Source organism: Thiocapsa sp. (genome assembly GCF_035467215.1).
Taxonomy (GTDB): domain Bacteria; phylum Pseudomonadota; class Gammaproteobacteria; order Chromatiales; family Chromatiaceae; genus Thiocapsa.
In genome coordinates, this window is sequence record NZ_DATITZ010000100.1 from 50,722 (window position 1) to 61,240 (window position 10,519).

Below are 10,519 nucleotides of genomic sequence, written 5' to 3' on the forward strand. Positions count from 1 at the left end.
GGTTGAACCGCGTCCGGCGTGACATGGACGCCTCTGCCTCGTAAATCCCTCCGGGCGTCGGCGTCGACGCGGTGCAAGATGGAGTTACGTTGCCGTGCAGACGCAACCGAAGTACGAAAGAATGTCCATAGGCACACGAACAGCGCCAATTGCCGTTTCGGAGGGAACAGATGTCGATTTTGGAATGTTGCCGGCCCCGCAAGGATCTCCTCGCCGGCACACTCAACCCGGAGATCTTCACCGCCAACCTGATGCAGGTGATCGACCACTATCGGGGCGAGCCCGATGTGGTGCAGAACGTCTACACGGACGCGCGGGCCTTCTTCGGCGAGGCGACCTACCCCACGGAGGGGATGCGGCTGGTGCTGCGCAACTGCTTCGGACGCCTCGGCGGGAACGACGCGACCTACCCGGCGATCCAGCGCATGGAACGCGCCTTCGGTGGCGGCAAGACGCACATTCTAATCGGGGCCACTCATCTGGCCTTTCAGGGGACCGATCTCGCCGATATCGCCCGCGATGTGATCGATCCGGACCTTCTGCTTGCCCCGGGCGAGATCACGGTGGTCGGGATCGCGGGCGATCGGGTGGCGATCCACGAGACCCACGGGGCGCGGCTGGTTCCCTATACCCTGTGGGGCGAGATAGCCTTCCAGATCGGCGGCGAGGCGCTCTACCAGGCGATCGGTCCGAGCGCGAGCTCCTTCGGCTCTCCCGCCGACGAGTATTTCGACGTCGTTTTCAAGGATCGCAAGGTTCTGATCATGCTCGACGAGTTGGCCGCCTACGCGACCCGCGTGGAAGCGGCGCGTGCCGGCGGCGGCAGCAGCGTGGCGACCTTCCTGATGTCCCTGTTTCAGTACGCCAAAGAGCATATCGGGCTGTCCGTGGTCATCACGCTGGCCAGCCAGAAGGATGCCTTTGCCCGCCAGACATCCATCCTCACCGACCTGGTTTCCAAGGCCAAAGGCGAGCAGATCAGCGCCGCCGACTCGCTCGGGATCGCCGATCGCGCCTACGGTGAGGTGCGCAAGGTCAGCGCGCGCGACGAGACCACCGTCACCCCGATGCGCGGTCAGGAAATCTCGCGCGTCCTCGCGCGGCGCCTCTTCGAGAACATCGACCCGCAGGGCGCCGCCACGACGGCCGATGCCTACATGGAGATGTACCGGCGCACCGCCATGCTGCTGCCCGAGCAGGCCCGCCAGGAGTCCTACCGGGAGCGTTTGATCGCCCATTACCCCTTCCATCCCACCCTGATCGACTTCCTCACCGAGAAGCTCGCCACCGTCGAGACCTTCCAGGGTACCCGCGGCGTGCTGCGCATCCTCGCCCTGTCGGTCGCCAACCTCTGGCGTCGGCAGGCCGCGGCGCCGATGATCCACGCCTGTCATCTGGATCTGCGTGACCCGCGCCTCGCCGACGAGTTGGTCAGCCGTACCGACAGCGCCGAGTTGATGCCGATCGTCAACGCTGACATCGGCGGTCCCGACAGCGGCGATCTCAAGGCGGAGGACAGCAACGCCGCCCTGGCCGATCGCGCCAACGCGCACCCGGACGGTTTCCCCCTCCACGAATACGCCTGGAAGACCGTGTTCCTGCACAGCCTGGCGGGGTTCGGCGACGGGCTTGCCTCCAACGTCTTCGGTATCGCCAAGCAGGACGCGCTGTTCGCGACCGCCTTTCCCGGCATGACCCCGCCACAGGTCGAGACGGCCCTGGATGCACTGCGCTCCCATGCCTATTACCTGCGGTACTCGGAGACCGAGGGACGCTATTACGCGAGCACCGGCGTGTCGATCAACCGCGTCCTGGCCGACATTCGGCGGGCGTTGCGCGGCAACACGCGCGTGACCGATCTCCTCAACGAGACCTCGCGCAAGGTCGTCAAGCCCGGCGCACTGAGCTTCGAGATCCTGCCCGAGGTGGAGCTTCCGGAACGCATCCCGGACAAAGGTGCGAAGGCCACCTTGGCGCTGATCGCCCTGGGTAGCCCGCCGGTCAAACCCGAGGACTTCATCACCCAAGCGGGCCTCAACAAACCACGCCAACATCAGAATCTGGTGTTTCTCCTGCTGCCCGAGACGGTCAAGGTCAAGGATGAATACAGGTCCGGCGACGACATGCTGGACAATGCGGCGACCCGCGCTCTGGAACTGAGCGAGCGCCTGAACGGCATCGCCATCGATGTCCTTGCACGCCGCACGCTCAAGCACAATCCGTCCGCCTATGGGTTGTCGGAATCCGCCTTGAGCGACGAGGCGTTCAACCGCGACACCAAGGAGCGCGAGCAGGCCCTGTTGACCGTTGTCACTCAGGCGTACCGCAACCTGTGGTTCTCGGCCCAAGGCGGCAAGGTCGTTCGTCGCGAGATCAGCACCGCCGGCGGCGAAGGCGGTGCCTCGGTCATCGAGAGCATCCGCGCCGTCCTCATCACCGAGGGCAAGCTCGTCATCGCCGAGATGGCCGTCACCGGCTCGACCGCCAGCGCTGCCGCCAAGCTGTTCTTCACCCCGTCCAAGGACTACCGGACACTCGACGACCTACGCAGTGCCTTTGCCTGTCGTCGCGACTGGCCGGTCCTGGAGGACAAAGGCGTCTTCGAGAGTCTGATCCGCGCCGGGGTCGGTCACGGTGCCTGGTGTTTGTTCCGCATGGGCTCGGCCGATGCGGAGAAGCCGGCCGATTTCCACGCCCGCGAGACCGGCGAGCTGCCCCTGCAGCTTGAACTGACCGAGCCGGGCTGGAGCCTGGTCACCCCGCAGGGTGCCAAGCTACGCGGCTGGACCGCGGTGGATAAACCCGACAGTGCCCAGATCCGCAAATGGGTCCAGGAGGCCAGTCAGCAGGCCGGTTATGGCTCCGTGACCGAGGTCGCTGCGGCGGTGGCCGAGACCCACGGTGTGATCTCGATCCAGGACGTGTCCAAGGCTATCGACGAGCTGGTCAAAGCCAACCAGCTGTATGTCCATGCACCCGACAAGGATCCCGGGCTCGATCCAGGCGTGCTGCGGGGCGCCAACGCGTGGGTGATGGAAGCCGTTGAGCCGGACGACAAGATCGTGACCAGGGCCGAGGCATTTATCCGCGGCTGGATCAAAAAGGACGAGACCATTGCCTTGAGCGGCGAGAAGGCGCGGAAGAAGGTCTTGCCGTTGCTCAAACGGCTCGCCGAGATCTACCAAAAAGGGGGCGTCTCCACCATCGATATCTTGGAAATCAATGGACTCAAGCTCCCTGCGGGCGGGCGCATCGCACTCCAGTTCAACGCGCTGTCGCCCGAGGACGTGCTCGCCCTCGACGAGTTGCTCAATCCGGCGATGGAGCTGACGACACAGGACGCGGAGACCGAGGTCCAGATCGTCATCGCGGAACCCCAACCAGGCTGCAAGCTCATCGCCGAGCTCGGCATAGACGAGGTCTACTGATCGCTATCCATGGCCAAGAAAACAACATCGCTTGATCTCATCAAGCATCATGCGGAGCGACTCACCCCGCTCAGCACCAAGGCGCCCTTCGTGCTGCGCATCACCGAATGGCGCGACACGCCGATTCCGGTCCTCGTCGTGAAGGAACGCCAATACCGGGATCAGGAGGAGGCATCCAGGGGGACGGATGGCCAGCGCCGCCGCGCCCGTCCGATCCTGATCGAGCGCGGCAGCCTCCATGGCGAGCCGCTGCACCGTTGTCTGCCGATCCTGCGTCGCGTGGTCGAGGGTGTCGTCGACGCGGCCGGCATCCCGCTGGAACTGTCGCGCTATCTCACGGCCGAGGGCCTGCGCCTGCGCGGCAACCTGCCGTTGGACGAAGAGGCCGGCGCCAAGCTCGCCCTGATCTTTCGCCTGCAGGACCGCATCCAAAATCTGGACCGGGTGGAGCTGATCGCGCATCGCGTCCGTCAATTTACCCGCGAAGAGGCCGCCTACTGGCTGTCGCGGACCACCAGCTTCGGACCGATCGCCAACCGCTGGGCACTCTCCGGGCTACGGACCATGCTGGGCGGGCATGCCGAGGACAAGGGCGTTCAGGAAATGCTGGAGCGGCTGAAGCTTGTGGCCTGACTGCACCGGCAACTCGTCGGGGTGTCGGGGCTAGTAAAAATGCGCATGGCGACGCGCAACTCGTGGTTGTCTACAATGCAATATGATCCTTGTCGACGCCATCACAGAAGCTAAGAAAACCAAAATGGGACCGCTCGATGGAGCAGACTGTCACTTACAACAAGGCACCTCTCGTCGAGTTGATCGTCGAGGTACAGTGGCCCGTAGCAACGATCGGGACGACTGGCGGCCCGCCCATCGTGGGTGGTCAATCAGCAGCTTTCGACCTTTGGTTCCAAAGGCTTACGGAGCGTTTGCGCGCACAAGGCTTCCACAACTTAGAGCGACTTGTCCCCCACGACATGTTTCTCTTGGCACATCAACCGCTCTACCGCTACAGCCTTGCCGAGGACCGATTTCCTATCGTTCAACTCGGTCACGGGATATTTACCGTCAACGCCGGCCCTCCCAACTATCGGTCTTGGGCCGCCTTGCGTCCCCAGGTGGAGAAGGCTTTTGCGGCACTGGTAGACACCAAACCCACCGACGAACCACCAACGACATTTTCCCGCGTTGCACTTCGTTATATTGATCTTTTTGATACTGAGCTTCGTGCTGGAGCATCGAATTATGCGTTCATCCGCGATGATCTTGGCATCAGTATCGGACTACCGGATGGATTGATCGAGCTAGCCTCCGACGCGGGTCGGATCTACCCAACGCTGGCGGTTCAGTTGCCTATCGATGGCGACCAGAACGCGAATATGACGTTTCAGGTTGCCGCAGGGCGGCTGGGCAATCGGTCGAGCACTGACACGGTTATGGATATGAGCTATGTGGTGAGCGGCAACATTCCAGTGGCAACGGCTGCAGTACTTGCGCCACTCGACGCAGCCCACACAGCTATCCACAGCTGGTTCGAGAAACTTACCTCAAATATTCGCGATCGGATGGACCCCATCCGGCAGGCATAAAGCATAGGAGGTAATGATGATTATGATCATGTTTCCGATTGCAATCAACCAGATGGAAATCGCGACCGAGATCAGTGTAGTACCATCGATTCGTGAATATCAGGTCATCACCGAGAGTCAGCGGCAACCAATCCCGTTTCAATATTCTCCGCGGGAGACCGCCTCAACGCTCACCCAACCCCGCGACCATGCCGCCTGCTGGTCGCTCCTGGATGAACTTTCGAGACTTGCGCCAAACTGGGATGCATATGGTGCCGAACCCATTGCTGCTCGCTGCATGGCCAATACCCGCTGCGTTCTCACTGCATTACCGGCTGGTATTCCATCGCCGGAGATTACCCCTAATCCCAACGGTACCTTGACGCTCGATTGGGAGACCGAGGATCAGGCTTTGTCCTTGGAGTTAGGTGCGACACGCTTCAGCACTTTCTGGGAGTCTCGTACAGGAACTAAGATGGAAGAGGGTACCTTTGACACGAGTATTCCGAATTTTGTGGCTATGGCTCTTGACTCAATGTTCCCTGATCTCACACAGACGCAACCATTATGTGAAGACTTCGCGTTCAGTGGAGGACGAGGACCCGGATTCACTCCCGCTCATTATTACGGATAAAGAACGGCTGGCCCGTGCAATCTTCTTCCCTAACTACATCAATAAGAGCGGAAAACTCAAGCCGTCCGCATTCAAGGCACCAAGCGGTCGTCAGGATGTTTCTGTCAACCGTCTTGTCGCCTTGAACGCTGGCGCCTGTAAGGTTCGCTCGAAGGCAATAACTCTCTCGGGGACGTTTAAGGGTTTCGCCGTCCTTACGGCCTATTCTGTTCGGGAGTGCGGGTCAGACGTCAAAGACAGCCGTGCGGCGTATTTAGGCCACGCCGACATCATTCACGACCAGATTTTGCCAAAGAACGAGCCGCCGCCACCCGAGTTCAATGAGCGCCTCAAACGGTTGGTTGAGGCTTCCCAATATTTTCCCGATCCGGACCCCGAATCCGATACTTGGACCGGCGAGGACTTCTCCGCCGGCCATTGATACGCAGCTATAGGGATTCATCGACGATGGACGAACGCCTGATCGAGGCCGGGTTTCCCTGTCACCAAGTCGGGGCGGAGACGCAGCGGGAGCAGAGCGTCGGGCTCCAGCCGCCGGTGAACCGCCTGCATGTCTGGTGGGCGCGTCGCCCCCTAACCCCGAGTCGCGCGGCCATCCTGGCGTCCCTGCTGCCCGCCGGGACTGACCCCGACACCTTCGTTCGCCAGCTCGGCATCGAGCGGGTCCAGGCGTTGGTACATGGTGAGCCCTGGACGCTGACCGGAAAACTCTTGGAGCGGATCGAATGGCGGGATGGACGGAAGGTGCTGCGGGTCGACAAGGCGGTTCTGCGTGCGTTGGAGCAGGAACAGCAACGCCGCGAGAAGAATCGCGAGCTGATTTCGCGTCTGCGCGACGAGCAACCCGATCTGCGAGCCGAACCGATCCTGGTCCGCTGGGTAGAGGAGAGCCGGCACCTGCCGATGCCATGGCCAGCCGAAGGCGAAGCCTTGTCGACCCGACGCGTGCCTGGGGATCCTGCCCATGTCAACCAACGAATCGATTTCGCCAAGTCACCCGCAATCAAGGCATCTCTCGGTGGTGAACTGAGATGGGAAGGCGAAGACCTGTATGCCTATCAGCGCGCTTTTGCGAACCCTGTTCCCTACCGTGAGAAAGCGCTGACGGTACTTGATCCCACATCAGGCGGCGGTTCGATCCCCTTTGAAGCACTCAGACTCGGATATCGGGTCATCGCCAATGAGCTGAATCCGGTCGCAACCTCGATCCTCTATGCAACGCTGGATTATCCAGCGCGATACGGGATTGGATTGGCCTCGGATATCGAACGTTTTGGGAAGTCGCTGCTGGCCCGGGTCGAAGCGGAAATGGCCGATGTATCGCCCTTCTCCCCGATTCCGGAGGACGAACTGAGCATCCTAAAACGGCATCTCACGAGATGTCCGAAGTTGGTCGACGACTTCGCCATTGAGCACGACCACACCGGGCTGATTTCGTGCCGCCAAGTGACCTGTCCCCACTGCGGAGGAGAGACGCCTTTACTCAACACCTGCTGGCTGTCCAAGGAAGCCGGCGATCCTTGGGGCGTGCGTGTTATCCCGGAGAACGGAAAGGTCCGCTTCGAGACCTATCGGGTCAAGCACGGGCGCGGACCGAACAGCGAGGATCCGAATGCCGCGACCGTCAATCGTGGAACCGGCCAATGTGTGCACTGCAAACAGGCGATCGATGGCGACGAGATCAAGCGTCAGGCCCGTGCCTCGGCCAAGCACCCAACGCCGATGGCCGATTGCCCCGATGGCTGGCAGGACCGGCTCTACGCCGTGGTCGCGGTGCGACTGGAGCCCAAGCTCGACAGCCAAGGCCAGCCTTTGCGCTTTACCTCGGGTGCCCGCAAGGGCGAGATCAAGACCCGAAAGATTCGCTATTTCCGTACGCCGAACCAGCGCGATTTCGACGCCTTGGCGGAAGCGCAGCGCCGCCTAAGGGAACGTTGGGACGCGTGGGACAACGCGGGGCTGATTCCGACCGAGGAGATCCCGCCCGGGCACCGCCGCGACCAGCGCGATGGGCTGCTGCGCTACGGCATCACCCACTGGCTCGACATGTTTACCGCGCGTCAGTTGCTCGGTCATCTGACCCTGATCGAAACCTTGGTCCAGCTCAAACCACAGATACTCGCGGAGTTGGGGCCTGAACGCGGTCGGGCCGTAGTGACCTATCTGCAATTCGCGATCGATAAAGGGCTCGACTACAACAGCCGTCAAACCCGCTGGGAGTTTACGCGGGGCGTTGTTAAAGGCACGTTCGGGCGTCATGACTTTTCGTTGAAATGGACCTTCGGCGAGATGATCTTTTCGGGCCCAAGCTCTGGCGCTGCCTGGGGTTTGTCACAGGTTCTCGATGCCTACAAAGGCATGGCGGAGCTCATGACACCCGCACATGACGGTACCGGTGGGCAGCCACCGGTCACCATCCTGAACGGCACGGGGGCGCACATCCCGCAGGTTCCCGACGACTCGGTGGACCTCGTCTGTATGGATCCGCCCTACTACAACAACGTCCAGTACGCGGAGCTGTCCGACTTCTTTTACATCTGGCAGCGCCGCACCTTGCGCGATCTCTATCCCGGCGTCTACAACCGACGCCTGACCGACAAGAAGGCCGAAGCCGTCGCCAACCCCTTTCGCGACGGCGGACCGGACGGAGCCAAGACGACCTACGAGCGCATGATGGGCGAGATCTTCCGCGAGTGCCGACGAACGCTGAAGGACGAGGGTCTCTTTACGCTCATGTTCAACCACAAGTCCCAGGATGCCTGGGAGACCCTGACGCGCGCCCTGATCGATGCCGGGTGGGTCATCACCGCCTGTTTCCCGGTGGAGTCCGAGGGCGAGAACTCGATGCACCAAAAGGACCTCGCCGCCGCTGCCAGCTCCATCTTCATCTCCTGCCGCAAGCGCCCCTCTCGGAGCGACGAGACCGCCATCTGGGAGAGCGCCTTCGGCCAAACCGGCATCCGTCACCGGATCGAATCGGCGGTGCGCCGAGGGCTCGAGGACTTCGAGCCGCTGCGCCTCAACCCGGTCGACGAGATGGTCGCGAGCTACGGCAAGGCCCTCCAGGTCCTCTCCTCCCACTGGCCGGTGCAGGATGGCGACGAGCTGGTCAGCCCCGTCAAGGCGATGAACGAGGCGAGCCGCGTGGTCTCGCAGGGACGGGTCAGTCAGATCACCAAGGGCAAGGTTCGGGTCGAGGATCTGGACAGCGAGACCGCCATGGCGCTGACCATCTTCGGGATCTGGGAGCTGGCCGAGATCGCCTACGACGACATCCTGAACCTCTCCCGCTCGCTGGGGATCGCCTTGGACGGCAAGTCCGCAGGCTACCGTGTCCAGGACCGGGAGATCGGCATCAACCAAGCCGTCGGTACCCGCGGCCGTGTCAAGGGTGCCGAGGGCTACCAGGCCCCGCTGGTCCGCGCCGGCTCCAAGCTCCGTTTGGCCCTGCCGGAGGAGCGCCACAACGCACGTCTGAGCGCCCCGCAGACCGATTGGGATCGTCTGCAGGGCCTGATCGCGGCCTATCGCGAAGGCGATATCCCGGTTGCTCGCGCCTACCTTCAAACGCACGCCGCCGAGAGCGGCGAGCGTATTCTCGACCTCCTGGAGGTCTGGGCAGCGGAAGCGCGTGATCCGGATCTGAAAAAGCAGGCGCGTGCCGCACTCTACGGGCTTGGGCGGTGAGAGTTGTCTGGAGCTGCGCTTTCCCTCATTGCGGGCGGTCAGCCCCGAGGACTTCCTGAAGGAGCTGCAGACATGACCTCAGTGACAGTCCGCTTACCCGACGAGACCTACCGGCGCCTCGACGAAATCGCGCGCGTGCGCGGCACCAGTATCGATCGGCTCTTCGATGAGATGGCGGCCCTGATGGTTGCGGAGTCGGACGCCGAGGCCCGCTTTCGTACCCGAGCTCGACGGGGACAGGGAAAAGCCGAGAGGGGGCTCGGGTTGCTGAGTCAGGCAGCCGGACAGCGTGGCGAGGACTAGGACCCATCCCGGGATCTTTCCAAAGCGATAATCCACGCAGTACCGGCAAGACATCGACCGGCTCCCCGAGTGATTTGTGGTGCTATGGTATCGGGGACGACCGGGTGATCTGCGAGATTGACGAACCACAGGAGGCATCCATGAACTGGCCGCTTCAAGAACAACAGGATCGCTTGAATCAAGTGGTCGAGGAGGCGCTGCGCGCAGGGCCGCAGGTGATCACCGCCAACGGTGAAGAGACCGCCGTGGTCGTTTCCATTGAGGAATACCGTCGGTTGCAGTCCCCCTCCGACACGCTGGCGGATTTCCTGCTGCACTCGCCCTTGCGTCGGAGCGGCATCCGCATCCAACGCGACCAGGATCTTGAGCGGGATCTGGACCTGTGAGGTTCCTCCTCGACACCAATGTCGTGTCGGAGTTTGCCAAGGACGAGGTGAACCCCGGTGTCCTGCGTTGGCTGTCGCATGGCGACGAGCAGGCAATGGTGATCAGCGTCGTGACGATCGGTGAAATCGAAAAAGGCATCGCCTGGATGCCGCAGGGCAAACGTCAGCGGGCGTTGGAGGTTTGGCTGCAATCGCGTTTGGTGCCCCGCTTTCGAGAGCGCATCCTCCCGCTGGAGCTCGAAGACCTGCAGCGTTGGGGTCGGATGATCGGATCGGCACTCAAAGCGGGGGCGCCGCTCCCGCAGATGGATACGCTGATTGCCGCGGTTGCCATGAATCGCGACCTGATTTTGGTGACCCGGAACACCGATGATTTCATGCGAACGGGCGTCAAGCTGCTCAATCCCTGGAGTTGATCGCGTGCAGCAGGGCTGCGGACAGTCCGATAGTGACCCGCACGACCTGCCATCGATTGCCGTGCAACGCGAGAGCGCATGACGGCGATTGCCAATCCGG

9 protein-coding genes are annotated in these 10,519 nt (G+C 62.2%); all 9 read left to right on the top strand.

The genetic code is table 11. From position 1 onward, the window contains the following. The first annotated feature begins 170 nt into the window (after positions 1-170). The 9 genes from VLR48_RS05640 to VLR48_RS05680 all read left to right on the top strand — a co-directional run bounded on the left by VLR48_RS05640 (position 171) and on the right by VLR48_RS05680 (position 10,419). Positions 171-3,428, top strand: coding sequence for an ATP-binding protein (locus tag VLR48_RS05640; RefSeq protein ID WP_325290837.1), 3,258 nt, complete (start codon positions 171-173; stop codon positions 3,426-3,428). A 9-nt stretch (positions 3,429-3,437) separates the two neighbouring features. Then, positions 3,438-4,061, top strand: coding sequence for a DUF7680 family protein (locus VLR48_RS05645; RefSeq protein WP_325290838.1), 624 nt, complete (start codon positions 3,438-3,440; stop codon positions 4,059-4,061). Positions 4,062-4,198: 137 nt separating this feature from the next. Beyond that, positions 4,199-5,014, top strand: coding sequence for a TIGR04255 family protein (locus VLR48_RS05650; protein WP_325290839.1), 816 nt, complete (start codon positions 4,199-4,201; stop codon positions 5,012-5,014). 16 nt (positions 5,015-5,030) lie between these two features. Further along, a complete protein-coding gene (locus tag VLR48_RS05655) occupies positions 5,031-5,627 on the top strand; it encodes a hypothetical protein (protein ID WP_325290840.1) in 597 nt (198 codons plus the stop codon). After that, positions 5,581-6,048 (top strand): hypothetical protein, encoded by a 468-nt coding sequence (locus tag VLR48_RS05660; protein WP_325290841.1) that lies wholly within the window; start codon positions 5,581-5,583, stop codon positions 6,046-6,048. Before VLR48_RS05655 ends, VLR48_RS05660 begins: the two co-directional genes overlap by 47 nt. A gap of 26 nt (positions 6,049-6,074) precedes the next feature. Continuing rightward, positions 6,075-9,314 carry a DUF1156 domain-containing protein gene (locus VLR48_RS05665; RefSeq protein ID WP_325290842.1) on the top strand — a complete coding sequence of 1,080 codons (3,240 nt, stop codon included), beginning with the start codon at positions 6,075-6,077 and terminating at the stop codon, positions 9,312-9,314. A gap of 72 nt (positions 9,315-9,386) precedes the next feature. Beyond that, a complete protein-coding gene (locus VLR48_RS05670; RefSeq protein WP_325290843.1) occupies positions 9,387-9,617 on the top strand; it encodes a ribbon-helix-helix protein, CopG family in 231 nt (76 codons plus the stop codon). Positions 9,618-9,757: 140 nt separating this feature from the next. Next, complete coding sequence (locus VLR48_RS05675) at positions 9,758-10,003, top strand: type II toxin-antitoxin system Phd/YefM family antitoxin (protein WP_325290844.1); 246 nt, start codon at positions 9,758-9,760, stop codon at positions 10,001-10,003. Further along, positions 10,000-10,419 carry a type II toxin-antitoxin system VapC family toxin gene (locus VLR48_RS05680; RefSeq protein WP_325290845.1) on the top strand — a complete coding sequence of 140 codons (420 nt, stop codon included), beginning with the start codon at positions 10,000-10,002 and terminating at the stop codon, positions 10,417-10,419. Before VLR48_RS05675 ends, VLR48_RS05680 begins: the two co-directional genes overlap by 4 nt. Positions 10,420-10,519 lie beyond the last annotated feature (100 nt).

Excerpts from the sequence above, each read along its gene's own strand:
- VLR48_RS05640 (WP_325290837.1), top strand. The coding sequence starts at position 171 with ATGTCGATTTTGGAATGTTGCCGGCCCCGCAAGGATCTCCTCGCCGGC.
- VLR48_RS05645 (WP_325290838.1), top strand. The coding sequence starts at position 3,438 with ATGGCCAAGAAAACAACATCGCTTGATCTCATCAAGCATCATGCGGAG.
- VLR48_RS05650 (WP_325290839.1), top strand. The coding sequence starts at position 4,199 with ATGGAGCAGACTGTCACTTACAACAAGGCACCTCTCGTCGAGTTGATC.
- VLR48_RS05655 (WP_325290840.1), top strand. The coding sequence starts at position 5,031 with ATGATTATGATCATGTTTCCGATTGCAATCAACCAGATGGAAATCGCG.
- VLR48_RS05665 (WP_325290842.1), top strand. The coding sequence starts at position 6,075 with ATGGACGAACGCCTGATCGAGGCCGGGTTTCCCTGTCACCAAGTCGGG.
- VLR48_RS05670 (WP_325290843.1), top strand. The coding sequence starts at position 9,387 with ATGACCTCAGTGACAGTCCGCTTACCCGACGAGACCTACCGGCGCCTC.
- VLR48_RS05675 (WP_325290844.1), top strand. The coding sequence starts at position 9,758 with ATGAACTGGCCGCTTCAAGAACAACAGGATCGCTTGAATCAAGTGGTC.